The 25,836-nt window shown below is 47.2% G+C and carries 33 protein-coding genes; 17 read left to right on the top strand and 16 right to left on the bottom strand.

Features of this window, described 5'->3' with window-relative positions:
• The first annotated feature begins 7 nt into the window (after positions 1-7).
• From AB9P05_RS14410 to coaD, 3 genes are read left to right on the top strand one after another with little or no spacing between them, the layout of a single operon-like run.
• The gene (locus tag AB9P05_RS14410) at positions 8-583 is read left to right on the top strand and encodes a hypothetical protein (RefSeq protein WP_371909530.1); all 576 of its coding nucleotides are present in this window, start codon (positions 8-10) and stop codon (positions 581-583) included.
• A 2-nt stretch (positions 584-585) separates the two neighbouring features.
• A complete protein-coding gene (locus AB9P05_RS14405; protein WP_371909529.1) occupies positions 586-1,467 on the top strand; it encodes a DUF3822 family protein in 882 nt (293 codons plus the stop codon).
• Positions 1,468-1,483: 16 nt separating this feature from the next.
• Positions 1,484-1,942, top strand: coding sequence for a pantetheine-phosphate adenylyltransferase (gene coaD / locus AB9P05_RS14400; protein ID WP_371909528.1), 459 nt, complete (start codon positions 1,484-1,486; stop codon positions 1,940-1,942).
• 2 nt (positions 1,943-1,944) lie between these two features.
• Here coaD and AB9P05_RS14395 read toward each other — a convergent pair whose 3' ends face one another.
• A complete protein-coding gene (locus AB9P05_RS14395) occupies positions 1,945-2,640 on the bottom strand; it encodes an NUDIX hydrolase (RefSeq protein WP_371909527.1) in 696 nt (231 codons plus the stop codon).
• A 201-nt stretch (positions 2,641-2,841) separates the two neighbouring features.
• On the opposite strand from AB9P05_RS14395, the gene pyrE reads away from it, so the two are divergent.
• Positions 2,842-3,492: an orotate phosphoribosyltransferase gene (gene pyrE, locus AB9P05_RS14390; protein ID WP_371909526.1), complete on the top strand. Its 651-nt coding sequence runs from the start codon at positions 2,842-2,844 to the stop codon at positions 3,490-3,492.
• Here the strand turns inward: pyrE and AB9P05_RS14385 are convergent.
• From AB9P05_RS14385 to AB9P05_RS14370, 4 genes are all read right to left on the bottom strand, one after another.
• Complete coding sequence (locus AB9P05_RS14385) at positions 3,489-4,280, bottom strand: TIGR02757 family protein (protein WP_371909525.1); 792 nt, start codon at positions 4,278-4,280, stop codon at positions 3,489-3,491. The genes pyrE and AB9P05_RS14385 overlap by 4 nt on opposite strands.
• A gap of 75 nt (positions 4,281-4,355) precedes the next feature.
• Positions 4,356-4,625, bottom strand: coding sequence for a hypothetical protein (locus AB9P05_RS14380; protein ID WP_371909524.1), 270 nt, complete (start codon positions 4,623-4,625; stop codon positions 4,356-4,358).
• A 26-nt stretch (positions 4,626-4,651) separates the two neighbouring features.
• Positions 4,652-5,833 carry a LysM peptidoglycan-binding domain-containing protein gene (locus AB9P05_RS14375; RefSeq protein WP_371909523.1) on the bottom strand — a complete coding sequence of 394 codons (1,182 nt, stop codon included), beginning with the start codon at positions 5,831-5,833 and terminating at the stop codon, positions 4,652-4,654.
• Complete coding sequence (locus AB9P05_RS14370; RefSeq protein WP_371909522.1) at positions 5,823-6,632, bottom strand: DUF4905 domain-containing protein; 810 nt, start codon at positions 6,630-6,632, stop codon at positions 5,823-5,825. Before AB9P05_RS14370 ends, AB9P05_RS14375 begins: the two co-directional genes overlap by 11 nt.
• A 57-nt stretch (positions 6,633-6,689) precedes the next feature.
• On the opposite strand from AB9P05_RS14370, the gene AB9P05_RS14365 reads away from it, so the two are divergent.
• The 3 genes from AB9P05_RS14365 to AB9P05_RS14355 all read left to right on the top strand — a co-directional run bounded on the left by AB9P05_RS14365 (position 6,690) and on the right by AB9P05_RS14355 (position 9,755).
• Positions 6,690-8,078 (top strand): nodulation protein NfeD, encoded by a 1,389-nt coding sequence (locus AB9P05_RS14365; RefSeq protein WP_371909521.1) that lies wholly within the window; start codon positions 6,690-6,692, stop codon positions 8,076-8,078.
• Between the two features lie 8 nt (positions 8,079-8,086).
• Positions 8,087-8,827 (top strand): 3-deoxy-manno-octulosonate cytidylyltransferase, encoded by a 741-nt coding sequence (kdsB, locus tag AB9P05_RS14360; RefSeq protein WP_371909520.1) that lies wholly within the window; start codon positions 8,087-8,089, stop codon positions 8,825-8,827.
• Between the two features lie 67 nt (positions 8,828-8,894).
• Complete coding sequence (locus AB9P05_RS14355) at positions 8,895-9,755, top strand: metallophosphoesterase (RefSeq protein ID WP_371909519.1); 861 nt, start codon at positions 8,895-8,897, stop codon at positions 9,753-9,755.
• Positions 9,756-9,811: 56 nt separating this feature from the next.
• Here the strand turns inward: AB9P05_RS14355 and AB9P05_RS14350 are convergent, their stop codons facing one another.
• The 3 genes from AB9P05_RS14350 to AB9P05_RS14340 all read right to left on the bottom strand — a co-directional run bounded on the left by AB9P05_RS14350 (position 9,812) and on the right by AB9P05_RS14340 (position 12,132).
• Complete coding sequence (locus tag AB9P05_RS14350; RefSeq protein ID WP_371909518.1) at positions 9,812-10,564, bottom strand: hypothetical protein; 753 nt, start codon at positions 10,562-10,564, stop codon at positions 9,812-9,814.
• A 64-nt stretch (positions 10,565-10,628) separates the two neighbouring features.
• Complete coding sequence (locus tag AB9P05_RS14345; RefSeq protein WP_371909517.1) at positions 10,629-11,444, bottom strand: hypothetical protein; 816 nt, start codon at positions 11,442-11,444, stop codon at positions 10,629-10,631.
• Between the two features lie 268 nt (positions 11,445-11,712).
• Positions 11,713-12,132, bottom strand: a complete 420-nt coding sequence (locus tag AB9P05_RS14340; RefSeq protein ID WP_371909516.1) for a helix-turn-helix transcriptional regulator — start codon at positions 12,130-12,132, stop codon at positions 11,713-11,715.
• Between the two features lie 397 nt (positions 12,133-12,529).
• Between AB9P05_RS14340 and AB9P05_RS14335 the strand changes: the two genes are divergently transcribed.
• Positions 12,530-13,435: a hypothetical protein gene (locus AB9P05_RS14335; protein ID WP_371909515.1), complete on the top strand. Its 906-nt coding sequence runs from the start codon at positions 12,530-12,532 to the stop codon at positions 13,433-13,435.
• A gap of 112 nt (positions 13,436-13,547) precedes the next feature.
• On the opposite strand, the gene AB9P05_RS14330 is transcribed toward AB9P05_RS14335, so the two are convergent.
• From AB9P05_RS14330 to AB9P05_RS14315, 4 genes are all read right to left on the bottom strand, one after another.
• On the bottom strand, positions 13,548-13,892 hold the full coding sequence (locus AB9P05_RS14330; RefSeq protein ID WP_371909514.1) for a translation initiation factor: 345 nt from the start codon (positions 13,890-13,892) through the stop codon (positions 13,548-13,550).
• Between the two features lie 4 nt (positions 13,893-13,896).
• The gene (locus AB9P05_RS14325) at positions 13,897-14,736 is read right to left on the bottom strand and encodes a universal stress protein (protein WP_371909513.1); all 840 of its coding nucleotides are present in this window, start codon (positions 14,734-14,736) and stop codon (positions 13,897-13,899) included.
• A 142-nt stretch (positions 14,737-14,878) separates the two neighbouring features.
• Positions 14,879-15,811 (bottom strand): 1,4-dihydroxy-2-naphthoate polyprenyltransferase, encoded by a 933-nt coding sequence (locus tag AB9P05_RS14320; RefSeq protein WP_371909512.1) that lies wholly within the window; start codon positions 15,809-15,811, stop codon positions 14,879-14,881.
• A gap of 23 nt (positions 15,812-15,834) precedes the next feature.
• Entirely contained in the window at positions 15,835-17,118 is a 1,284-nt protein-coding gene (locus tag AB9P05_RS14315) for an aspartate kinase (RefSeq protein ID WP_371909511.1), read from the bottom strand.
• 95 nt (positions 17,119-17,213) lie between these two features.
• Here AB9P05_RS14315 and fbp point away from each other — a divergent pair, with 95 nt between their 5' ends.
• The gene (gene fbp, locus AB9P05_RS14310) at positions 17,214-18,251 is read left to right on the top strand and encodes a class 1 fructose-bisphosphatase (protein WP_371909510.1); all 1,038 of its coding nucleotides are present in this window, start codon (positions 17,214-17,216) and stop codon (positions 18,249-18,251) included.
• An 83-nt stretch (positions 18,252-18,334) separates the two neighbouring features.
• Here fbp and AB9P05_RS14305 read toward each other — a convergent pair whose 3' ends face one another.
• The gene (locus AB9P05_RS14305) at positions 18,335-18,901 is read right to left on the bottom strand and encodes a redoxin domain-containing protein (RefSeq protein ID WP_371909509.1); all 567 of its coding nucleotides are present in this window, start codon (positions 18,899-18,901) and stop codon (positions 18,335-18,337) included.
• A gap of 104 nt (positions 18,902-19,005) precedes the next feature.
• Positions 19,006-19,329, bottom strand: coding sequence for a hypothetical protein (locus tag AB9P05_RS14300; protein ID WP_371909508.1), 324 nt, complete (start codon positions 19,327-19,329; stop codon positions 19,006-19,008).
• 64 nt (positions 19,330-19,393) lie between these two features.
• Here AB9P05_RS14300 and AB9P05_RS14295 point away from each other — a divergent pair, with 64 nt between their 5' ends.
• From AB9P05_RS14295 to AB9P05_RS14260, 8 genes are all read left to right on the top strand, one after another.
• Positions 19,394-20,104: an SOS response-associated peptidase gene (locus AB9P05_RS14295; RefSeq protein WP_371909507.1), complete on the top strand. Its 711-nt coding sequence runs from the start codon at positions 19,394-19,396 to the stop codon at positions 20,102-20,104.
• A 61-nt stretch (positions 20,105-20,165) separates the two neighbouring features.
• Positions 20,166-20,633: a hypothetical protein gene (locus AB9P05_RS14290; RefSeq protein ID WP_371909506.1), complete on the top strand. Its 468-nt coding sequence runs from the start codon at positions 20,166-20,168 to the stop codon at positions 20,631-20,633.
• Entirely contained in the window at positions 20,611-21,111 is a 501-nt protein-coding gene (locus AB9P05_RS14285; protein ID WP_371909505.1) for a hypothetical protein, read from the top strand. The genes AB9P05_RS14290 and AB9P05_RS14285 overlap by 23 nt, the downstream gene beginning before the upstream one ends.
• 84 nt (positions 21,112-21,195) lie before the next feature.
• On the top strand, positions 21,196-21,366 hold the full coding sequence (locus AB9P05_RS14280) for a hypothetical protein (RefSeq protein ID WP_371909504.1): 171 nt from the start codon (positions 21,196-21,198) through the stop codon (positions 21,364-21,366).
• A 28-nt stretch (positions 21,367-21,394) separates the two neighbouring features.
• On the top strand, positions 21,395-22,420 hold the full coding sequence (gwsG, locus tag AB9P05_RS14275) for a grasp-with-spasm system ATP-grasp peptide maturase (protein ID WP_371909503.1): 1,026 nt from the start codon (positions 21,395-21,397) through the stop codon (positions 22,418-22,420).
• Positions 22,410-22,631, top strand: coding sequence for a hypothetical protein (locus AB9P05_RS14270; protein ID WP_371909502.1), 222 nt, complete (start codon positions 22,410-22,412; stop codon positions 22,629-22,631). The genes gwsG and AB9P05_RS14270 overlap by 11 nt, the downstream gene beginning before the upstream one ends.
• A complete protein-coding gene (gwsS, locus tag AB9P05_RS14265) occupies positions 22,628-23,686 on the top strand; it encodes a grasp-with-spasm system SPASM domain peptide maturase (RefSeq protein WP_371909501.1) in 1,059 nt (352 codons plus the stop codon). Before AB9P05_RS14270 ends, gwsS begins: the two co-directional genes overlap by 4 nt.
• Positions 23,687-23,719: 33 nt before the next feature.
• On the top strand, positions 23,720-23,893 hold the full coding sequence (locus AB9P05_RS14260) for a hypothetical protein (protein WP_371909500.1): 174 nt from the start codon (positions 23,720-23,722) through the stop codon (positions 23,891-23,893).
• A gap of 79 nt (positions 23,894-23,972) precedes the next feature.
• On the opposite strand, the gene AB9P05_RS14255 is transcribed toward AB9P05_RS14260, so the two are convergent.
• Both AB9P05_RS14255 and AB9P05_RS14250 read right to left on the bottom strand, forming a co-directional pair.
• A complete protein-coding gene (locus AB9P05_RS14255) occupies positions 23,973-24,209 on the bottom strand; it encodes a hypothetical protein (protein ID WP_371909499.1) in 237 nt (78 codons plus the stop codon).
• Positions 24,210-24,473: 264 nt separating this feature from the next.
• The gene (locus tag AB9P05_RS14250) at positions 24,474-25,751 is read right to left on the bottom strand and encodes a hypothetical protein (RefSeq protein WP_371909498.1); all 1,278 of its coding nucleotides are present in this window, start codon (positions 25,749-25,751) and stop codon (positions 24,474-24,476) included.
• Between the last annotated feature and the right edge of the window lie 85 nt (positions 25,752-25,836).

Here is a 25,836-nt window from a genome sequence, read left to right as displayed (position 1 = left end):
AGCCGAGATGACTACAAAGATATTAACTGTTGTCTTTTTTGTAATTGCCATTGGGCTGGGTGGGTACCTGGTTTGGAGTATCAATGACTCTGTTCAGCAGGAAGCGAGAATCGAAACTGTTGAGGAGGCCGTGAAAAACAAACTGATGCTTATCCGTGATGCACAGATAGCATACCAGGCAGTTAATGGACAGTATACCAGCGAGTTTCCCAAGCTTATTAATTTCGTTGATACCGGAAAGTTCTATCTGGTACAGCGTAAGGAGAATATTATCACGCTGGATTACGGTGCTGATAGCATCTATATAGAAGTCGACACCCTCGGTACCAAGGCAGTTAAAGATTCGCTTTTCAGCAATCCTGACTACCAGCGTTTCAACCTTAAAAACCTTGCCGAGATTCCGGGTAGCGAGAAGGAATTTGAAATGCGTGCCGACAAGGTTATGAGCGGAAACATAGAAGTGGATGTGTTTATGGTAAGAGACACTGACCCTGTAAACCCTCGTCGTAGAGAAAATAACAACGAGAGAGCCCTTCAGGTTGGATCACTTACGGAAGCTACCACCTCGGGTAACTGGCAGTGATATTGGCATTTGAAAAAAAGAGATATAAACTGGTCAAGCGGATCAAAGACGATCACCTGAGCGTAGATCGTCTTCATGAATACCGCTTGTGCCTGCAATTCGGAGAGCGGGACATTCAGGTATGTATTATTGACATGCCGAATTCCCGCTGTCTGCTTTTAGAGGACTACATAAGCCCCACTTCAGATAAGGGTAAACTACAGACCATTCCCGAGATATTTGAAGGCCATAGCTTCCTCCAGGCCGGATTTTGGCATAGCGTACGGGTAAGTATAAAGACGCCCCGCTTCGTGCTGGTACCTGTCAGCCTGTTTGACAAAGAGCAGAAGGCCACATACCTCCATCTTAATGCAGAGTTGGATCCGGAAAAGGACTCACTGCTTCACTACATTCATCAGAATAACGAAACGGTTACGGTTTTTGCGGCCAACAAGTGGCTGACCAACTTCCTTAAGGAAATGTACGCCACTACTGACCTCGGGTTTATACACCAGGGGGCAGCGCTTACCGAAGGCACTCTGGAAGATGAGACCATGGCACACAGCCGTACCATGTACCTCTATTCTGACCGTTTTTACCTCAATATACTTGTCTCTGAAGGTAAGTCCCTGGTTTACTATAATCAGTTTCTAATCAAGCGCTTTGAAGACTACGTGAAATACATCATGATGGTGCTCCAAAGCATGGGGCTTGATCAGCATGATGACCATGTGTACCTGCGTGGCTTTATCAGGCAGGATTCACCTCACTACAGGGAGCTATTCAAGTATATTCAAAACCTCGAGTTTGCACATAAGCCGGGATTCCTCACCTTTGGCTATCAGTTTGACGAACTTGAAGATCACCAGTATTACGACCTGTACAGCATGAGCCTGTGCAGATAGTAAGCCCACAACCCTTATGAAAAGAACCGCTATCTTTCCCGGCAGCTTTGACCCCTTTACCAGAGGGCACGAAGACATTGTATTGCGGGGAATAAAGATGTTCGATGAGATCATCATATGCATAGGCCATAATGCAGCCAAAAGTAATCGCTACTTTGATGTAGACATGATGGTAAAGAAGATCGAGCAGACCTTCTCCACCCACAATAACATCAGCGTTATGGTATACAATGAGCTAACGGCAGACCTGGCCAAACGCTTAAATGCTAATTTCCTGCTGAGAGGCTTACGCAATACGACAGATTTCGAATATGAGAACAGCATAAGCCAGGTAAACCGCCACCTGTACAATGACCTGGAGACGGTCTTCCTGATTACAAGCCCTCACCTGGCACCTATCAGCAGCTCTATTATTCGCGATGTGCACCGGTTCGGCGGGGATGTTTCTGACCTCATTCCCTATAAGCTACCTTAGGGCTACTCCCCTTTACGTATTACCGGATCCGTTCTAAGCAGTAAGTACCGGGAGAATACGTAGCGAATACTCCTGTAGCTGTTATACATGTGCTGGCGTGCCTCACGATCGGTCACCCACTCCACCTTTTCAATATCCTCTTCAGTCTGTGGGGTCATATTCGAGTCGTCAAGGCAATGCATCCTGAACCAGGCCGTTTTCTTCAGCATCCTTTTCCCGTTACGGTTATACGTGTGCCAGGTATTACAGATCTTATAGTCAATTCCTACTTTAATACCACACTCTTCTTCCACTTCGCGGATAGCACCCTCCCGGTTTTTCTCCTTCTTTTCAAGTTTACCCTTTGGCAGGTCCCACTTACCTAGGCGGTGTATAAGCAACACCTTCCCATCTTTCTCCACCAGTCCGCCAGCCGCTTTAATAATATTGAATTGCTTTTTGACAAACTTAATGGCCTTTTTCTGCTTTTTGACAGCCAGGGTAACTGAGTCAAGTTTACGCGGCTTTTTAGCTACCAGAAAATCGATCACATGACCAATGTCCTCGTAATTGGCATTGAGCAGCAGTATGTCGTCCAGCAAATCTACTTCTTCTATTTTATGCCGGTTACAATCTACTATGGCATCGTAGTGCTCCTCATCACGCAAGTCAAAGGGGTGTAGGATCTCGAGGGGTACGTCGTTAATAAAAATCTTCATCTGCTCTCGATATCAACCTTAAAAATGGCTGTTTATAAGAACTGCTTTTAAAACAGCCCTGCTAAAATATTTGATTGGAGATAATGGCGTGTCATCAGAAATATACTATTCTCCCAACCTGCGGACACGCCAAAAATTCACCCCCAAGGTAAAGCCTTCATTTTAATCTCCAAACAAAAATATAATCGGTAAATTGCGCGCATGGATCAAGCGGAAAATACAAACACAGTAGCAGCAGAGGTAGCCGCCGGCCTGCTGAATGCAGGAGCAATACGGCTGCAGCCAAAGAACCCATTTACCTGGAGCTCCGGATGGAAGTCTCCTATCTATTGTGACAACCGGATCAGCCTGAGTTTTCCGGAGCTGAGAACGTTTATCAAAGTCAAGTTATCGGAGCTTATCCGCGCGCACTTCCCTGATGCGGAAGCTATAGCAGGGGTGGCTACGGCCGGCATTCCACAGGGAGCGCTCATTGCAGATTATCTTGACCTTCCGTTTCTGTATGTGCGCAGTAAGCCTAAGGGCCACGGCATGACTAACCAAATAGAGGGTAAGGCCACTCCCGGACAACGTGTGGTGGTGGTAGAGGATTTGATCTCCACAGGCGGCAGTTCACTCAAAGCCGTAGAGGCCCTGCGTAGTGCGGATGTATCGATTGAAGGACTGGTGGCTATTTTTACCTATGGATTTGACCTGTCCATAGAGAATTTCGAGCAGGCAAAGGTACCTTTCTATTGCTTAAGCGATTACCCCCATCTGCTGGAGGAGGCGCTCAAACGTGGTATTATTAAAGAAGATGAGGTGGATGTACTGGCGGCGTGGCGTAAGGACCCCGCTAACTGGCAAGGCTAAAACTTTTCTACTACACCCAGCCCGAAAAGGGCAAAATCATATTTAACAGGATCCTGGGGATCAAGTAAGCGAAGCCTGGCCGTAAGCTCCAGGGCTGTCTGCCAATCGGTTTGTTTACGGGTAATGAGCCCCAGTCGGCGGGCCACGCGGTCTACATGCAGGTCACAGGGGCACACTAACTGGGAGGGTGAGATCTGCTGCCAGATCCCGAAGTCCACCCCGCGATCATCCTGTCTTACCATCCAGCGCAAAAACATATTTATGCGCTTACAGGCACTTTTGCGGGCTGGGGTAGCCACATGTTTGCGCGTACGCTCCGGATAATCCTCCTGCCCGAAAAATTGCTCATGAAACCTGACCAGCCCTTGCTCGACGGTTTCGTCCTGTGGTTTCAAACCTGCAGTGAATGCCTCCTCCAGACTGTCATGCTGCCTGTAAAACTGCTGAAAGTAGTGCAGGAAATATAAGGTGTCTGTGGCGTTAAACGTACGGTGTTTGAAGGCTAGAAATGGCTTCAGGTCATCGGTGGTATGATGCAGGATAAAATCATGAGGCGCCCAATCCATCATTTCCATTAGTTGCCTGCACTTGGAAATGATAGTCTTTCGCTGCCCCCAGGCTAATACTGCCGCTAAAAAGCCGCTGATCTCCCGGTCTTGTTTCTTGGTAAACAGGTGAGGGATGCTGACAGGATCATCCTCTACGAATCCCGGCTCATTATAGGTCTCATATTTTTCGTCAAGAAATTCCTTAAGGTCAAAATGAGATAAGGTGCCTGTTTGAGACATAGAAATTTTATGCTTACCTGCCGGACGGGTGAGATCAGAATTAGATTATGTGAAAAGAGAAATAAGAAAAGGCCCTTACCCTAACTCCTCTTTATTATTAGCAGGTCGCTCTTCAGGAGAGATATCTACGGCTGAGCGGTCCGGACCAAACTGTTTTATTTTATCAAGAGATACGCCCTTACGGCCGAAAATCAGGTTAGCTAACCGGCTCGGGGCTGCTAACAGCCATACAAGCCCCATCAATAGGGCCGAAAAGGCGGTAATGATAGGATAAAAAATAGTGAATACGATGTTCCAGGTCCAACGTAGTACCGGGTTGCGAAATGTCCTGCTTGCTGTTTTCACTTGCATAAAGGGGTTAGTCAAAAGCCTCAGGGAGTGTAGGTAACTTCTACGGGAAACCGGCTATTAATTGCCCCCAGACGCTCGTAAGCTGTCTGACTGATCTTAATAAGCGTATTCCGATTCTGTCCCGTATCGGGTAGTCTGCCTACTACTCTCACAAAAACACTCATACTATTCATCTCGTTCCTGATCTGCATAATTGTTCCGATAGGTGCGGTGCGGTGCAGGGCCAGGTACTTTTTAGAATCACCACTGCCTTCTATCACTTCGGCAAATCCGTTTTCGGATCTTTTAGAGAAATCTCTTTTCCTTTCCGGGTCGTCCACTTCCGGTTGTTTCGGTTGTGGTCTTTCCCCATAGGCATTCTCATCAGGCAATCGCCGGTCGGCATTAGGTCTTGCGGGTGTCTCGGTAGGGTCCCGTTCATCATAATCCGGACTAGCCACCACTACTACTTCCTCCGTGGCATCTGTGGGGGGAGGCAGGTCTTCGGGCTCTGTAAAGGTACCCGGTGAGTCTTCGGCACTTGAACCAACCACCAGACGCTGGCCTATCTGCACATCATTGTTTACCAGGCTGTTCCACCTTCTCAGATCACCGACAGGAACATTGTACATGCGTGACAGTCCATAGAGCGTTTCTTTTTCCTTTACCACATGATACTTACGATACTGCCTGGAAATCACACTTTCAGGCTGATCTTGATTTTTTACCACATAAGAGGGCCCCGATTCCCTGGCAGCAGGATTTTCGGGCGTTACATATCCTGGCTTACCATTTACATAAAGCCGTCCTCCTACCTGTATACTGTTATCAATAATATTGTTCCAGTCCCGCAAATCGGTAATGGACACATTATACTTCTGGCTTATGCTGAAAAGGGTTTCCCCTGGCTGTACGATGTGGGTGGCTCTGGTGGGGTCTTGTGGTTTGCTGAGTACGAATGGCACTCTCAGCAACTGCCCTACCTGCAGGCCGGATTCGGCCGAGGGATTAGCCCGGATGACATCGCTCATGGGAGCATCGTAGCGTCTGGCAATAGAAAAAAGGGTTTCACCGGCATCCACTTTATGCAAAATGAAGGACCGTACGCCATCCTTTTCAAGCCGGATAGAGTCACGCTCGATGATCTCGCCGGCAAAAACAGAGATGACATTGCCTAAAAGTAATGCAATGAAAATGGAAATCTTCAGCAGATTATTGGCCATATACACTGATGGTACGTTTATTTTTTATGAATAATAGCTTATCCTGTAAGATGAAAAAGGAATCAGATGCTTTTCCGCGCATGTCCTCACCGAGTAGCTCATGGCTTAACATGATTCCCGCTTTATCTGTTATCAGCAAAAAGTTGTCCAAAATGGCTTCCTTGTAAAGATAATAAGAAATTACCACGCAGTCGCCCCATTCTGCATATTCGATCTCATTTCCCGGCGTATGACCGGTAATATGTTGCACGAGCTCCGCCAGGGTGGCAAAATGCTGGTTTTCTTCCGGATAGTGTAACGGCATCACAAGTCCTTTAGTATATTTTTGTGTGATACCTGCAGGCCGAGGGCTTTCCACTTCCACATAGTCCATTTCGCCGGTTTCAAGATTAGCCAGTAGCGCCGGATGCCCTTCTTCCACTGTACTGAACAGCAAAACCTCTGCCTCCCCGGCAGTACGCAGAAACCTCACATGCTCGATCTCCCATTTTACCTGGCCTGTACCTGTATCAATTATCACCACCTTATCTTCCTCACCCGGGTCGGGACGTTCGCCATAGCCATGGACGAGCAGGTAAGTCCCATGCAAGGCAAGCATGCCTCCGTACCATCCGGTACCGGCATCCAGGTCCTGCCACAGCAGGCGGCCGGAGTCGGTGTCAAGTAGCGCAAAATGAACAGTGTGTTTTTCAGGGGAGCGAATCTCCAGTGCCATTTTCCCCGACTGAGGGTCGACCTCTGTTCGCCAGATCTGACCATCAAAGGTGTGGGAAAATTGATGGAGTAGTTTTTTTGCCAAGCGGATTATTTGTAATTTCTTGCAAAGGTAATAAAGGACAGGAGGACCGAAAAACCAATGAAAGGATCTGTTTTGAAGGGGTGGCTCACGAGTATTTTTCTACTGATAGCCATCGCTTCCGGCTGTCTGGCACAGAGTAGCCCAACCAAGGTATTTGTATTCGGTATACAGAGTGAGATAGACCCGCGTACCAACCGCAAGTCCGAACTGGCGCTGGAAGAGGCCCGGGAAGTGGGTGCTGATATGGTGATCATTGAAATGAACACCTACGGCGGAGCACTTAACGATGCGGATGAGATACGCACACGGATTCTGAATTACGAGATTCCCATCTACGTATTTATTAATAAAAATGCTGCCTCTGCAGGTGCCCTTATCAGCATTGCCTGTGACAGCATCTATATGGCTTCCGGGGCCAGTATAGGAGCTGCCACCGTGGTGAACCAGACGGGCGATGCGGCTCCTGACAAATACCAGAGTTACATGCGCTCTATTATGCGCTCCACGGCTGAGGCCACGGGACGTAATCCTGAAATAGCGGAAGCTATGGTGGATGAGAACCTGGTTGTGGATAGCATTAGTGAGGCGGGGAGTGTCATTACATTCAGTACCACTGAGGCCATGCGCTACGGTTTTTGCGAAGGCCGTGTAAGCAGTGTGGAGGACATACTGGTGCAGCAGGGGGTATATGACTATGAGATCACCGAATATACGCTCAGTACGACTGATAAAATCATCGCTTTCTTTCTAAACCCTTTTGTAAGCGGTTTTCTGATCATGATTATCCTGGGGGGAATCTACTTTGAGCTCCAGACACCAGGCGTGGGCTTTCCTATACTGGCCGCTTTGATAGCGCTGGTGCTCTACCTGGTGCCCTACTACCTACATGGTCTGGCAGAAAACTGGGAGCTTATTACTTTTGCCCTGGGGCTGGTACTGCTGGCGCTGGAGGTTTTTGTCATACCGGGCTTTGGTATTGCCGGGATAGGTGGTCTTATTCTTACACTGGGCAGCCTGGTCCTTATGATGGTAGGTAATGATGGCCTTGATTTTTCATTTGTGCCTATGAGTTTCCTGATCGAAGCACTCTCGTCAGTAATGGTGGCGCTGCTGGCAGCCGTGGTGCTTATTATCTTTCTGGCCAGCCGCATGTCTTCGGGAAATTCAGCCTTTATCAATCGCTTTGCCCTGGCAGATACACAGGACCGCGAACAAGGGTATGTTTCGGCACATCGCGAAATAAGCATGCTGGGTATGACAGGCAAGGCCTATACAGTGTTGCGGCCTAGTGGCAAAGTACTGATAGACGGGCAGGTATATGATGCCTTTACGCGGGGTGATTACATACAGGAAGGTGACGCAGTGGTGGTCACAGAAGAAACGGGTAGCTCACTGAAGGTAAAATTATTAGAAGAAACCACACCGGACTCAGTCGCTCAGGTTTGAATAAGATAATGAAGAAGATACTGGGAATAATACCGGCCCGCTATGCCAGTACGCGGTTTCCGGGCAAACCTCTTGCTGATATTAATGGCCGGAGCATGATCATGCGGGTGTATGATCAGGCCAGAAAGGCCAACTGCCTGGAGGATGTGGTGGTAGCAACGGACGATGAGCGTATAGCTAACCATGTAGCAATGGCCGGTGGCAAGGTGGCTATGACGGATCCCGAACACCCAAGCGGAACGGACCGCTGTCGTGAGGCGATGGATAAGCATGGGGGTGATTATGACTATGTGATAAACATCCAGGGGGACGAACCTTTCATAGAGCCCGCCCAAATAGACACACTGGGAGGATTACTTGACGGACAGACGGAACTAGCCACACTAATCAGGCAAATACAGGACGAGGAGAAACTGTTCTCTCCTAATGTGGTAAAGGTAGTAACTGATATAGAGGGTCATGCTTTATACTTTAGCAGAAGCCCCATCCCCTACTGCCGGGGGCTGGAAAACCAGGAATGGATGACCGTACATGACTATTACTTTCATGTAGGGATTTATGCCTACCGCACAGATGTGTTGAGAGAAATTACCAGACTAAAACCTGCCTCACTGGAAAAAACCGAAAGCCTGGAACAGCTTCGGTGGCTGCAAAACGGATACCGTATCCGCACCGCAGTGACCAACCTGGATACGCACGGCATAGATACACCGGAAGATCTTGAGAAGATGAAGAAAATATTTGGCTAAGAGCATGGGCTCTGGTAAACCATTCGCTCCCTGATCTATTTATTTTCCGGGATTGAACTGTTTACATATGAGGTTTTCAAAAGGGCTAAAATGGATAGCTGGTCTGGCCGGATTGGCTACAGGTTATATACTGGTAGATTCTCTGCTACTGGAGAGGTTTTTCTTTAAGATTCGCACATTTCATATCGGCAATAAGCAGGGCAGGAAGCCTCCTATTCGGATTATTCACCTGACAGACCTCCACCTCAGACGTGAAATCAGTGTCTTTCATCAGCACCTGGCTGACAAACTGAATGAACTACGGCCGGATTTATTTCTACTGACCGGTGATAGCATAGATCAGAATGGCAAGCCCTCACCTTTTGAGGTATTTATGCGGCTGCTGGACGGGAATATCCCTAAGTATGGTATTATGGGCAATCATGAGTACAAAGCGAAGATCCCGGAAGAGACCATGCAGGAAATATTCCGGATGACCGGGGGCCGGCTGCTTGTAGATGAAACGGAAACCATCGAGGTTAAAGGAAGCCGCCTGACGCTTACAGGGCTGGATGACATTGTGAAAAGTAATTCGAATTTTACCAAAGCCATTGAGGGTGTGCAAAAAGAAGATAATCATCTGCTGATGGTGCATAGTCCTTTGCATTATGAGCGTATGGTAAAGGAATTGCAAAAAGTGAACCAAGTACGACCCGAGGAGGAAAAACTGAATATCTACTGTGCTCTGGCCGGACATACTCACGGCGGGCAGGTAACACTGACGGGAGAACCGCTGGTGCTGCCGGAAAAATCCGGCGACTATAACCGTGGCTGGTATAGTGAACAGAAACCTTACCTATATGTAAGTAAGGGATTTGGCGTATCGGGATTACCTTTAAGATTCGGTGCCAGGGCGGAAATTACGGTACTGTACTATCACCCGTTTTAAATGAAATAGCTCCCTGGCAGGAGCTTTATTATTATCCGAAAACCAAGCTCCGGGGCTTATCTTACTATCACATTTCCTTTGTCCACACCCGTATTGCCGCTGCGGCTATCGTAGGCATACACGATAATTTCATAGCTACCACTTTCGGCAGGTGACCAGGAAGCCTGAAAGGTGTTGGGCTTTTCGGTTATGTTCATCGGGATTTCCTCTACTTGCTCCCCGTCTTTCATGATAAGGGCGCGAATTTCATATTCCGATGCGTTCCACATACCTCCTTCCGTCACTGGACACCCACACATCATCACTACATTGGCACTAAGCGTGATGTTTTCGTCGCCGGAAAGCACCTCGTGGGTTTGTGGCGTCAGCAGATCTACTATAAAGCCGGGTATTTCAAGTATGATGCCATCCCTGTCTATATGTTTACCCGGAACAAGCCAGACTTGTGTCTGAGCAAGCACAGCCGCCTGCGCGTGATTGGCAGGAGCCAGAGCTGAGATAGTGAGCCTGCGGGGCTCCTCCAGCTCCAGCGTAGTCGTAAATGCAGCTGTATTTTCATCGCTGAGCTGCTGGTAGCGATCATGGCACTCTTCCATGATGAGCGATGTGTTACCAGTGCTTCCTGATGTTTTGCCACTCGCAAGAAGCTCACCCGTCTGCGTATCGCGTATTGTGATAAAGGCACCCCCTATACTGGTTCCTATAAACTTCGCATCTTTGGCTTTGGCCCTTACCACAAGCGTGGTGGAGACCTGCGACATAGCAGTAAGGGAAACGAATAAGCTGATAAAGGTCAAAAAATACTTCATGAAAACAGGACTTTAGTCTGAGGTAAATATACAAACAAAAGCCTACCGGACGTCATATACCGGCTTAGTCGCCCAGCCGTTGTTCGATATTCTCCAGCCTGCGCTGTATATTTCCCAGGTAATCCGTATAGCTACCGCTTACCTGAGGAGTCAGGCGCCACCTCACCAGCCACAGCTCTTTTACTTCCTCCGGCCTTAATTTGAGTGGTGGATACTGGGGGTGGGTAAATACGAAGGAAACAACACCTTTTGCCTCAGAAAGTCTGCCCACAATTACATCCTTACTTATTACGATAAACAGCCCGCCCTCATGATGTGCCAGGTCTTCTATAGATATGAGTCGTCCAATGAGGTAATCTCCGGCGGTAATATGGGGAGCCATGCGGTCACTCTCTGCCTGAAAGCAGCGAAACGTCTCACGATAAGCCTCTGCCATGGGCAACTGGATACGGTCCTGCCGTTCCAGGTATGAGGCCCTATTCAGATTTGAGGCGTATTCACGGCTGATTTCTGCCCGTATTACGTAAATTTCGCTAAGTGGTACTATGGCCTGAGCCACCTGCCGGGTATCACCTTCATCAGATTTACGTTTATAAAGCGCTACCAGGTCCTGCCCACTCATGTTTCGCAGAGACAGTTTTTTCACAAACTCACGGAGATAAGCCGTGTCCTCCTCATAGGGTCTGCCATTAAATATCCAGCGCACATCTATACCTATCTGAGTATAGAAAACCAGATAGCTGGTAGGGATAAACTCCTTATGTCCATTTTCAAGCAAACTAATATCCCGCTGGCTCATGCTGGTACACGCGGCCACATCTGACTGCTTTAGCCCCAGTGATTCTCTAAGTTTTTTTAGTTTATGAAAGATGTCCGCCATGTTCAAAAAGGTGTGTCAGTAGGTTTTTTCCGGTCGGACACCTGTAGTCACCCGACCTTATTCATAGTTCGGGTGTCAATATATCATTTTTGAATATTATTGAATAACTAAATTCATCAATTGTGATTTAAACCACCTATTACGGGTTTAATATATCCATTTTCATGATATAATTAAGAGACAATAATACCTGATATTGCGCCAAAGGCAATAAAAGTAAGGTGCTTAACAGATGGCTTCATGCCTGCAAGCCTGGCATACTACAGCACTAGTCTGATGACCTTCCAGACGTAAGCGACTCAATTTTGCGGTGAAGTTTTATCTGTCGTCTGAAAGAGATAAGCAGCTCGTCCTTAAGCCTGCGGTTCTCCTCATGCAGAAGGCGGAGCTCTTCCTCTACATCCTTACCTTTTTCACCTGAAGAGTCCTCGGGGCTTACCGGCAGCTTATCAGAAAAATCAACCGGTTCAGGTTCACCACCTGACCGAAGCCCGAGAATTTCATCCAGGGTCTGCCCGTAAAACGCCGCCAGCGCAATGAGCTTATCCAAAGGCATCATTCTAACACCTACTTCATACATCGCATAAGTAGAGCGATTTACATCTATTGCCTCAGCTACTTCACGCTGTTTCAGCTTATTACTTTCCCTTATATGTCTCAATCTTTCTCCTAGTTTCGATGAATCCATAGGCTTATTATCCGGGTAATTTAATTGAAAACAGAACCTGATTCAGGCTATGACGGCCTCCATTAGCGCCCTGTTGTTTCATAAAAGGACAAAAAACGTAAATTTTAGTCACAAAACGAGACATTTGTTTTTCAAATCTAATTATTATTCATTTTTATTGTATCAACAATCAAATAATACGTCAATAAAGAAACATCACATTCATTTTTAATATAATCTATGAAGATGAACCTATCCATTTATTCCTGTGGATTATCAGCCAGCAGTCCTATACAGACATTACCCCGGGCATGCGAACGAAGGCGGCGTTTGAGCTAAAGCCAACGCTGTTAAATGCAGGTACCAGCTCATAGTAAAATAGCCTGCACATCATTTTCACTTTTCAATCACATGCTTTATGACAGAAGACTCCCGCTTATTTGACCGCCTGTGTGGCCATGGTGACATCAGGGAGATAGCTAACATTACCGGATTTAATGTAAGCTATGTACGCAAGGTCCTCGATCATCAGCGAACGAATAACATGATCTACGACATAGCGAATGACCTGATCACTATGAGGGACAGGATCAGACGGAAATACAAGGTTCTTATTAATGAATCCGGTAAAGAAAAGTCATTCTCAAAAGTCCGGGACGTAGAAAATCTGTTGATCGACTTACAATTCAGACCGACCAGAAGCCTGGCTGAAGACGCCCTGAGATTACTTCACATAGAACAAAAACAGCCGTCGAGAGAAATAATGGTCAAGGCGCGGGAGAAACTATCGCTGTACGACCGCCACATACTGGAGTCACTGGACTGGCTGAGTACGCAACGCCTGCAGGTAGAGCCTGCCATGGAGATACTAGGGCTTTGGCCTATGGTAAAGTATGCCTCATCTTTTCTGACAGACAGCTATCCGGATATGAATGTCACTATAGCAGAAGGCGATAAAGGTCTGTCGGTGTGGGCAGACAGGCACTTGGCTGGGAGCCTGATCAGGGCCCTGGTATACCATATGCATCGTATAACAGCCCCCGATGGGGTCGTGCATCTGGAAGCCCAAGAACAGCACGATGAGGTGAGGCTACAATTAAAAAGCAAGCCTTGTCTGCTGAATAAGCACACATTCGAAATGCTCGAGAATAACCATAATCTGAAAATAACCCGCCCTCAGGCAGATAATCTTGAAGCGGTAGCAGTGGCCGGAACATTTGTCATGGAACTGCACAATGGAAGCCTGGTGTGGCAAAGGCTCCCGGACAGAGAAGGCACTGTTACGCTGGTATTTCCTAAAAATAGGGGCTTTCCCGAAGAATAATTTTGATCGCCGGGCCTCACAGGCCCATTATCTTTCTCGTTCATTTAAAAAGCCGGCCCTAATTAGGGTCGGCTTTTATATTATTGTGAATTGGCAAAATCCCGGAGGTGGATCAACCTCCCTGGGGTTTAGCTTTGTAGCCCATATCATGAAGCAGGGTAAGCACCCTGTCTCTTACATTGCCCTGGATAAGGATCTCACCTTCTTTATCACTTCCACCTACCCCACACTTCTGTCGCAGAGTCTTTCCAAGAGCCTTAAGATCCTCAGTTGCCCCTATGAAGTCACCAACCACAGTTACTTCCTTATTTCCTTTTTTGCGATCTATGCGCACTTTCAGGTTCTGCTGCTGTGGGGGCAGTGTCTCTTCCTCTTCATCACTATACTCATCGTATTCATGATCAGGGTCAGTAGAGAACACGATTCCGTCAAACTTCTTATTCTTTTTTCTTCCCATACTATCAGTGCATTTTGCATGTCCAGACCGGCCGTTTGGAATGGTTCACCACATCCTCAGCCACACTGCCGCTTAGCAGGTGCATGAGCCCCGTACGCCCGTGCGTACCCAGGGCAATCAGGTCAGCATTAATATCATCTGCAAAATAAATAATGCCATCCTCTTCTACCGCATCATTGTAGATATTAAGCGTATAATCAGTAAGCTTGCCCTCATCAACAAACTCCTTCATCATCTTTTTAATATCACGATCAGATTGGAAATTGGTAGGCGTATTTACTTTTACGATATGCAGGGTAGCCCCCAGCATTTTCTGAAGCTTCACTATCTCTTCCGTTACGTGAGGGTGCTTACCGGTGAGGTCGGTAGCAAAAACGATATTTTTGATCGTATCGAATTTTGCCGGGCTTTTTACCGTGATCACCGGTGCCTTTGAGTGACGCACCACTTTCTCTGTGTTAGATCCTATCAGAACCTCTTCTATACCGGAAGCTCCCTTGCTTCCCATTATGATAAGGTCAGCCCCGCGTTCGGCAATTTCAGCAGAAATAGTATGAAAGGTATGCCCTACATGCACAACCGTCTTCAGATTAAGGTCGGCATAGGCCTCATCAGAGGCTGTTTCCTCCATCTTTTGCTTCATTGCTTTAAGCATCTCCAGCACATACACATTATCAGAATCTGTGGTACTCACCTGCCCCATGGTGTTAAAAGAAGATCCTGGCTGCTCGATCACATTAAGCAACGTGATTTCAGCATCGCTCTGACGGGCGATCTGTGCGGCCAGATCAAGGGCAAATGATGCCTGGTCTGAAAAATCGGTGGGTACTATTATTTTTTTCATTGATGCTGTCGTATTTGGTTTACTATTTAAAAGCAGGCAAAGCGCCTTTCTGTTTGGTATTACCAATATAACGAAGCGCCGATAAGGCAACTATGACCTAGATCATATTTGCAAAATTATCCTAAGCCCACTAAAAACCTGGCTATGCCAGCAGCAGGCCAACGCCAAATGTAATAACGAAAAGCAGGGTAGTAAGCGCCATCTGCTTCAAATAGGGATCCAGTTCTGCTGCGCGACTGCGGGTGGCTACGGCTCTCCCATTGATAAAGATCATAGGAAGTGACAGTAGAAAAAGCCACTGCCATGGACTTTCATAAAATAATAGAGTAAAAGCAATTGCGGCACAAGCGGCGGTAACCAGAAGAAAGATATGGTAGTAGACTGCCGCCTGCCTTCCGATACGTACCGGAACGCTCTTTTTGCCACTGGCACGGTCACTTTCAATATCCCGGACGTTGTTTACATTAAGTACAGCAGTGGAAAGAAGGCCGACGCTTAAAGCCGGCAGCCAGATTCCGCCGGAAAGATCCTGAGCATGGAGGTAATAAGTACCCCCCACCCCTACCAGGCCAAAGAAAACCAGTACACTAAGGTCCCCCAGCCCGGCATATCCGTAGGGTTTTTTGGTGGCAGTGTAAGCAATGGCCGCCCCGATAGAGGCCAGACCAAGCACAAAAAAGAAAAGAAAAGCCTCCCAGCCTGTCCCCAGAGACATATATAATAAGAGCAGGCCACTGGCAAGAGACAAAAAGGCAAACACGTACATGGCACGTTTCATTTCGGCCGGAGTAATCACCCCCGCCTGTACCGCACGCGCAGGCCCCTCACGGCTTTCACTATCCACACCGTGTTTACTATCCCCATAATCGTTTGCCAGATTGCTGAGTACCTGCAGAAATAAGGTAGTAAGTGCTGCCAGCCAGAATACTACCGGCTGGTATGTATCATAAAATGCTGCCAGAAAACTCCCCATCCCAATACATGAGAGGGTAAGTGGCAGGGTCCTCAAACGGGCAGCATATAGCCAGGCTTGAAGTTTACCCTGAGGTACATGGGTGTCGGACTTAGTGTTCACACTTCAAAAATAGCCAATAGTGTCTAAACAGACACGGCAGGCTGCACAATTAGATGGACATTGTTACGGCTGCGCTGTTCCAATAATAGTTCATCCTCCGGGTTCAGATCGGCTATTACGCCTGCAAGTACCTCCTCGGTAAAGTTCTTGATAGTAACCAGGTTCACATCCAGGTTGTATTTGACCTGAAAGTCATTTCCCAGATGTTGCAAAAGTTCTTTGAGCTTGCCAGGCCGGTAATCCGCGCATATACTAATGGAGACAGCCGAGTTCTGCATCACATTTAGCCGTATATCAAAAGTATCCAGCGCATGAAAGATCAGGGTAAGATGCTTCTCATTGATAAAGGTAAAGTTAGGCATGCTGAAAGTAAGCAGTACCTGCCTGAATTTGAATATCACCGCCGGTGCCAGATTTTCCACCTGGCAGTCATGAATGACCGTACCAGGCTCTTCATAATTGATAAACGAACGAACGTAGAGAGGAATATTCTTTTCCCCCAGTGGCCTGATCGTCTTCGGATGGATGACCGAAGCCCCGTAATAGGTCATCTCGGCCGCTTCACGGTAAGGCAGCTCTTTATATAAAAGGGTGTTTCTCACCAGTTTCGGGTCGCCATTGAGTATACCCGGCACGTCTTTCCAAATCGTAACCGACTCGGCATCCAGGCAGTTGGCCATAATAGCAGCAGTATAGTCCGAGCCTTCCCGGCCGAGCGTAACCGTACGCCCGCGATGGTCGCTGCCGATAAACCCCTGAGTTATAAATAAACGCGTATCCGGCCGCCGCTCAACCTCCATACGGACATGCCTGCGCGTTATCTCCCAGTCCACACGTGCATTTCTGAAGCGGCTGTCCGTGCGCACAAGGCGGCGGGCATCCAGCCAGCACGTGGAATACTCTTTTTCGTCTAAATATGATTCTACAATAGTGGTGGACACCAGCTCTCCTACTGAGATAACCTTATCATATATCTCATCAGGCACAAAGTTACCAGCTTTAGACAGGTAGCGCACCACCTCTTCAAAAATACCGGCCAGGCGTTCCCGTAATTGCTGAGGGTTTTTCTCCCCGAATAAATCATCCACTATCCGGTCATGAAACTCCCGTATTTCCCGGAGAGCAAGGCTCCAGTCATTTTTTTCATAGAATAATGCTAGTACCTTTTCAAGTGCATTTGTCGTTTTTCCCATGGCAGATATTACCACTACAACTCGATCATTGCGGTATCTATCAAGGATTTGAGCCACATTCTGCACTGCGGAAGCGTCTTTTACGCTGGCACCTCCAAACTTAAAAATCTTCATAATACTTGCATGCAAACGATTTAAATGCCAAATTTCGCATATTATTGCTTGGGCAATTTTTTAATATAGATGAAGGTATCAAAATAACACATCAGATGGACAGTAATAATCTGGGTTTACCGGTAGGAACCACGTTAGATCGGTTCATAAAACGCAAGCAAGACGATTTCCCCTACGCGACCGGTGAGCTTAGTCAGCTACTCAGGGATATAGCCTTGGCGGGCAAGATCATTAACCGTGAGATAAGCCGCTCAGGACTATTGGGAATAGGTGGTGCATTCGGCGCTACTAATGTGCAGGGAGAGGAACAGCAGAAGCTGGATGTGATCGCTGATATCCGCTTTACCCGCGCCCTCCGAAATGGCGGTGAGGTATGTGCCATCATCTCTGAAGAAGAAGAAAAAATAATCGATCTTGGAAACCATAGCGGGCGCTACGTAGTAGCCATGGACCCGCTGGATGGTTCATCCAACATTGACGTAAACGTATCAATCGGCACCATCTTTAGTGTATTCAGAAGAATATCACCTGTGGGCGGACCGATTACAGAAGAGGATGTCCTGCAGAAAGGTACCGAACAGGTTGCCGCAGGCTACATATTGTACGGCTCCAGCACCATGCTGGTCTATACTACCGGCCACGGTGTCAATGGCTTCACCTATGAACCCAGCCTTGGGGAGTTTTTCCTATCTCATCAGAACATTACCACGCCCAAAGACGGAAAGATTTTTTCTATAAACGAGGGCAGCTGGGATCTATTTGATCAGCCTATACGTGATTACGTACAGGAATGTAAAGAATGTCAATTTAGCGGCCGCTATATAGGCTCACTGGTGGCAGACTTTCACCGTAACCTGCTCAAAGGCGGAATTTACATCTATCCACGCAGCACCAAAAGCCCCAAGGGCAAACTCAGACTTATGTATGAGTGCAATGCCCTGGCCTTTATCGTTGAACAAGCCGGCGGCATGGCCACAGATGGCCACAGACGTATACTGGAAGTAGAACCTACAGAACTTCACCAAAGAGTACCCCTCTTTATCGGATCGCCTAAAATGGTCGAAAAGGCTATGGAATTCGTCCGCAATGATGCCATCAGTAAGGGCAAAAAAACACAGATGAAAACCGCATAAGAACTTAAAGTGTAAATGTATCGATCGTAAGCAATTGAGAAAGAGGGCAGGTTTGTACCAGCCCTTTTTTTATTCCTCTCCTTCTATGCCTTTACTGAAGGACTGGCGGTGGAAAACTCCCTGATCGCATCAAAGTCAAGCCTGTCTTTCAGCTCCCCGCTGTAATGAAAATCTTTAACTACCAGCCCCGGCCCCAGCAAAAACTCCGCAGGCATGGTTTTAATACTTTCCCCGTCTTTCATAGGGTGTACCGGCAGCCCTTTAGCCTTGGCATTGATGGCCGACTGGACAAAATACTTAAGGTGACCAACTGCGCTACCTTTGCCAGACTCTTCCAGGCCATAAGCCCCGTACCACTTCTTATCCGGGTCAGAGATAATAGGGATTGGGTTTACTTCCCGGTGAAATGAACTGCGCAATAAAATATCTTTGCCTGATTCGAAAAAATAGATCATTTCCATCCCGTTTTCTATCAGCTCATCACGCATTTTTGCAAGAGCATGCACACGCAGGTTACAAAACGGGCAGCCTGCATGTCTGAAAAATCCAATAAACACTTTCTTATCAGCGTATTCTTCCAGGTTTATTTGCCTGCCAAAAATATCTGTAAGATTAAAAACCGGAGCAGTCACTTCTTTTGTCAGAGGCATAGTTTCTTGATTTGCTTAATTATACTACGAAGCCGGCAGGCCAAACGGATTTAATAGGAAAACCCGATTAATCTGTGGTTATCGTTTTTCACCTTACGCCTGGCTTATCTATACTTAAGCCTGGTTTCAGCCTTTTGCCACTCTCTCTCCAAAACCACATCAGCTAACTCTGCCGCAATTTTACCAGGTGGCGAGGAAGTCAATATACCGCTGAATACCCTCTCTTCCACATCTACCCTGTACATTATATGCATTAGCTTTTCCAGATCATTATCCAGGTACCAGCCAATGATCGCGCTCAGCCGGCTTCGCAGCTCTCCCATATCCACTTGAATGGGCAGGGCACGGTCGTTTTCAAGGTCAAAGTGCTTGTTCAGCAACAAAATGCTTTCATTTAGCTTCTCCGGGTGGTGAGAGTGTGAGCTCATAATCAAATAAATAAACAGAAGAGGCGGGTTTTTTGTACATTTAATACACGTTATCCTCTCAAGTATGTGTGGCAGATACAGTATTTCAAAAATACAAAAAACAGTAGAAAAAGCCCTCAAGGAATCCTTAGGAGCTACCTTCACCTTTGAGTTCGAGCCGGTTTACAATGCTGCACCAAGCATGAACCTGCCGGTTATTGCTAATGAAACCCCGAAAGACATAGTTTCTTATCGCTGGGGACTGATCCCCTTCTGGGCCAAAGACGAAAAGATAGGCTATAAGATGATCAACGCCAGGCGGGAGACCATCCTCGAGAAGCCTGCCTTTAAAACCGCAGCCAAAAAAAAGCGCTGCCTGGTACTGGCAGACGGATACTACGAATGGCAAAAGCTGGGGGATAAAAAGACTAAGCAGCCTTACCGGATATTCCCGACTGATCAGGAGTTATTTGCATTTGCAGGTATCTGGGACGAATGGCACGATAAGCACACCGGCGAAGTCGTAAGATCTTTCAGTATTATCACCACCCAGCCCCCAAAAAACATAGCCCATATACACGACCGCATGCCAGTAATACTAGAGGCCGGTCACCGAGAGGCCTGGCTCAGTGACGGCCTGAATGACGACGATATCCAGGCGCTGCTGGACGGCTACGATGGCAAGAGAATGGACTACTACCCGGTGAGCACAGAAGTAAACAGCCCCCGTAAAAACAACGAATCAGTCATAGAGCCTGTAAATACACAGCAGGGAAGCCAGGGATCCTTATTTTAGTTGTAAGAAATGACGAAAAATAGCACCACTATTATGGTAGCTAAGGGCTTACCTTTAGGGCATGAAGCCGATTACCTTTTTTATAGCTGTTTTGGCCCTGGCAGGACTTACCGCCAGCGGGTTCATATCCAATAATCCTACACGCACCTTTACTTACCGTGATGAGCCTGTGCTTACCACTATCAAAGTACCTTCCCGCTTTCTGGGAAAATATCAAGGTAGAAACGGTGGCTACCTGGAGCTAAAGGCAGATGGAACCGGCACCTACGTGTATGATTACTTTGTCTATCCCTTAGAAGAGTGCGTACCGGGCCCTATCAGTATAGAGTGGGGCTTCATGGCCAATGAGGACGGGAGTGTATTTCGCTATGACAGGCAGTACGGCCTCTCCTACCCTGTTATCTTAAAAGCGGTGAGCCAAAAAACCAGCTTCCAGGGCTGCCGCGAAGAGGTAATAATGGACTATATCCTTGTCCGGGGCAATGAATTAAGCGTTTCTTCGTCCGATGACTGGGTCAAGCACTTCTAACACATCATTTCAGCATCCACTAACGCTGAAAATAGCCGCTTTTCTGCAGCAGATAGGTATAAGTGTGCGCCAAGCCTCACTGCCAGACAGTACATTCCTACCGGGTATTCATATCGAAAAAGGCAGTATTCTTATCGATGAGTCCAGGCTAACCTATCCGGGAGATCTGCTGCATGAAGCCGGTCACCTGGCCATGATGGAGCCAGACCGCCGTGCGGAGGCCACGGGCGATCTGGAGCCAGGGCCAGGCATGGCACCAGATAGTCTCGAGATGGCCGCTATTGCATGGTCATACGCCGCCGCCCTGCACATTGGTATAGATCCTGCAGAAGTATTCCACCAAGAAGGATATCGCGGTTCTTCTGACAACTTCCTCCAAAACTTCAGGGAAGGCCGGTATGTAGGCGTCCCCGTACTGGCGTGGCGTGACATGACCACAAATGAGGCCTACCCCGCAATGAGCAAATGGTTGGTTTAAATAAACTAAACTTTTCAGTATATTTTTTGGCTTTTCACATCATACTCGTATTTTCATAGAACCAAACTATGAAAACCACGAAAGATGAAAAAACTAGAAAACATAAACACCTTCTTACTGAATAACTCCCCCGCAAAACTTACTGGTGGCGCCACCAGTATTGGTATCACCCTTCCCACATACATGTTTGTCACTACAAATGAGGTGCTACCTGACGGCACACTACAGTCTGATGTTCAATGCATTGAAGACTAACCCCCTGGTTTGATATATTATACCGGTAGTGTCTGAGATAAAGCCTCCAAGCTTTATCCATAACCCCTATGTGTCTATGGCAAAAAGCCCCATTCTGATCATGTCCATAGATCAGGACCCCAACACCACGGAAGTGATGCGATGGTTGCTAAACTACAATGAAGAACCAATTAGAATCAATGAAGCTGAACAGGCAGTAAGCCTGAGTCATGTAGAAGATGGCGAGGTCTTTCTGCAAATGGACGGCCGGCAGTTACCACTTAAATCCATAAAGTCCTATTGGTATAGAAGAGGCAACTGGCAGATAGATAAGCCTGCCTTATCCGCAGAGGATAAGGCACTGGAAGAGGAATCAGCCAAATTCCTTAAAAGAGAAAATGACGCTGTAATTGAATACCTGCATCATAAACTCAAGGCTGTGCCCTGGCTAAGCGATCATGCCTCAGCCACCGGCATTAATAAGGATATAGTACTCGATACCGCCAGGGAACATGGCCTCTCCGTCCCGCCCTCCCTTATTACAGGCTCGCGTCAGGTGCTTTTGGAGTTTCTGGACAAACACAAGGAGATAGTCACAAAGGCGATACGTACGGCCATCCGGTATTATACACCCACCCACTGGCTGCCAATGTATACAGAAGAGCTAACGGAAGAAATGGCACAATCCCTTCCTGAAACTTTTGGCCTTAGCTTATTCCAGAAAAAAATCCCTAAGCGGTACGAAATACGGAGTTTTTTTCTTGAGAATGAATATTACTCAATGGCCATTTTTTCACAAAAAGATGCACAGACAGCCACCGATTTCAGGCGGTATAAGCACGAAAAACCTAACCGCACGGTCCCGTTCACCTTACCTGAACGCATCCGGAGTAAGCTGCAAAAAGTAATGAAGTCACTGGGCCTGAAAACCGGGTCCATAGACCTCATGGTAACCCCCGCTGGCGAATATTTCTTCCTGGAAGTAAACCCGATCGGGCAGTTTGGCATGACCAGCTACCCCTGCAACTACTTTCTGGAGCGCCGAATAGCTCAATACCTGAAAGATGGAAAATAAAGAAAAAGAGAACCAAAAGATATTACATACCCTTGACCAGTGGAAGAAGCATGCCGGCCACCAGATTCCCGCCATACTCCATATCACACGCCCTGCTGAAGTCAGTACCACTGCCAGGCGCCTTGTAGTAAACAAGATTGCCATAGACAGGTACAGAGTACGCTACCACAATGCCGACAATTTTTATAAACCAGTAAGCAGAATGGCATGACAGCGCAAACCGATCAGCCATATTTCATCCTATTTGCCAATTGCATCCCCGTAAAGGGTGCCACAAGGTCCGTTATTTGCGATATACAGCGGTATAACTATGACTTTATACCCAATGCCCTCTACGACATGCTCACAGAAGAGCTCCATAAGCCCGTCCGGGAAATAGCAGCTTCATACGGTGAGGACAATATAGATACCGTACTGGAATACTTTGAATACCTCGAAGAAAAGGAATACGGTTTTTTTGGTTCAGATGAGGAAAGAGCCCTTTTTCCGAATCTAAACCTCGAGTGGGATCATCCTTCTCTTGTGACTAATGCCATTATGGACATTGATGCAGGGACCCGGGTGGAATGGGTAGAGGCATTTGCCCGCCAACTGGACGAAGCCCGGTGCGAAGCCATGGATATTCGCATCTACCAGGCCATACCTCCAGACACACTTGCACAGATAGTAAACTGCTTCAAACGGCATACCATAGAGTCTATCATGCTTTATCTGCCATGGGCTCCGGACTATGAGGCCTTATATGATGGGCTGTGTCAGAACCTGCGCTTAAAACAGATAGTAGTGCATGGCTGCCCCACCCCTGAGGACCACTCCTCACGCATCCGGAAAAACAACCTCGTATTTATCAAAAAGGCCATCGATAGCCACACCCACTGCGGCGCGGTATCCCCGAACTATTTCAGCCCCAATAAAATGCTCTTCACCGAATCACAGAAGCACAATTCCTGCCTTAACAGAAAAGTAAGTATGGATACCGCCGGGTACCTGTGTCAGTGCCCCTCTATGCCGGCCCGGTTCGGGCATATAGATCAGACGCTTATTAAAAACATTATTTCAGAACAGGACTTCAGCCAGGTATGGCATGTCCATAAAGACCAGATTGATACCTGCAAAGACTGTGAATTCAGACACATCTGCACCGATTGCCGTGCATGGCGAAAAAATGAAGATATGCTAAGCAAGCCTGATAAGTGTCATTACGATCCCTATTCAGCAGAGTGGCTTAGCCCGGAAAAGGAAATTGTCACTGAAAACACACCTTAGATTGTATTTATTAACCATTAAATTATAAAAATTATGAAAAAGCTGGAAAGTATGAAAGCTGACAAGTTCAGCAAAAAATCATTGGGCAAACTGACTGGTGGCCTGCCTCCGGGAGGTTACTATGAGCCGGTAGAGCCACTACCTACTCGTAGTATCGGTACCTATGTGGATGGCTTCAGACATGGTATCGATGGATACATGGACTAAGGCTCCTTTGAATCAATAATGAAAGAAGGCCACGACACTTATGCCGTGGCCTTCTTACTTTTATAGGGTGGGTATCCGACTACTGGTATGGTTGACAGTCCCTGTCGTAGTACGTACATATCCCATCGTTTGACTGCCCGCATACATCCTGTAGGCAAGTCATACAGGTAGGGGCAATCGTTTTGAGGTTACATGCTTCTTCGTTTTCTGATTCGGCTACCTGGTCCGCCCGGCCTCCCCAGCGGTGCTGCCGGTCCAGTACAAAACTCATAATCTCAAATTCCTGCAGACGAAGCTTTTTGTTGTTCTTAGACATAGGGTGGTTAATACTGTTTCTTATGCGAAAAAATAAATTCTGAAAATACCATACTGGCACAATGCCTCATATAGACCTGGCCATGAGGACATAAAAAGAACGGCAATACGTTTATTGATTATTAAAGCTATCGGACTACTTAAAAGTTACGAAAAATGCAGGGAAATAGGAAAGCGGCACTGGTCCTAATATCAGGTGAATGGAAAATAAAAAGACCAGCTACCACCTGGCAGCCGGTCTTAAAAAATGGACAACTAAAGATTTTTACTGCTTACAGAACTCCAGTGCAACTCCAAGAGCATTCGGGTTACCAACATAAGCCTCAAAGCGGTTACTGAATGAGATACCATTCAGACCTGAAGAGCTACCTCCGGCGGGGATAAGTACTTCGCGGCCTGACACCCTAACGAGTATATCAGACCCACCCAGGTTTTTTACTGTCGAAATTCGATCCCCTGTAATCAAATTAGAAAGGTCCATGATCCAATAGGACTGAATAGCATCCTTAGCCACGTAAGCCCACCAGGCCGACATATTACTACAGGATTCAACCGGCATTTGAGGAGCGGGCTCCGTGATGGTAAGCGACCGGCTGTATTCACTGGTACCCCCGGCCCCTGTTGCTTCAAGCTTTATCGTGTAATTTCCGCTATTGTTAATACTGAAGCTATGAGAGTCAGTCATATCACTATTCGTGTGAATACGTGACCCATTTCTGTAAAGCCTGACCTGCGTGGCATTAGACACATTCCAGCTTGCTCTTACGCTTTCACCCTCATCTGCTGTACTTTTATTCAGAGTAAAGGTATTGATCTGTGGTAGCGCAGGCGGCATCGTTACCCTGATTTCAATAGTGTCGGCGTCTCTGCCCACCTCATTTATGGCTTCAAGGATTACGGGCACAGAGGAGCCGGGGTTAAATGTCCGAGTTCCGTTTCTTGTATTTTGTACATTCCCGTTTATTTTTACCGTGTCAGCATGCTCGGTTTCATAGGTCAGTGTGACCGCCTCACCCTGCTCCACCACCGTACGATCGGCAGAAAGCCTGGCCACTGGCTTAGGGAGAGGCACAATAGTCAGTGTAGGCGTTACGGCAGCATTACCAGCCCAGTCAGTTGAGCGTGCCCGGAGTACTACCTCCTGATCCGGACGGTCAAACTCGACCTCTCCCGCCAGCAGGGCATTTTTAGAACTAACGGTCACACCTGTGGAGTCTACTGTGGTGTCGTTTTCATGAACTGTAACACGTATCAGGTTATTATTATTGACCCTGAGCATACCTCCGCTCACTGCTGCTACTCTGGCATCTCTTAGGCCGAGACTATCGTATCCGGTACCTATGAAGTACACTTTTTCCCCTACGGCCACCTTCATTTCAGCCGCACTACCATTGGCCTCTACTGTCGTCTTATTACGAATGCCTTGGGTGTAAGTATTAAGGGTGACATCGGGCGGAATGCTATCTGAAGTACTCACAGCCACTGGTTTACAGGCTATGGCACAGCAAAAAACACCCACTACATAAAGTAAAATCTTTTTCATCGTTCTGGTTAAAATTTTATTCGCCCCTTTATCAAAGAAACAGGACATAGTAACCCAAAAATAGCCCTCATCTACCCAAAACGAA

This window comes from Roseivirga sp. BDSF3-8 (assembly GCF_041449215.1).
Classification (GTDB): Bacteria; Bacteroidota; Bacteroidia; order Cytophagales; family Cyclobacteriaceae; genus JBGNFV01.
The sequence above is the reverse complement of the archived record's forward strand: the minus strand, read 5'-3'. Positions and strand labels throughout refer to the sequence as shown.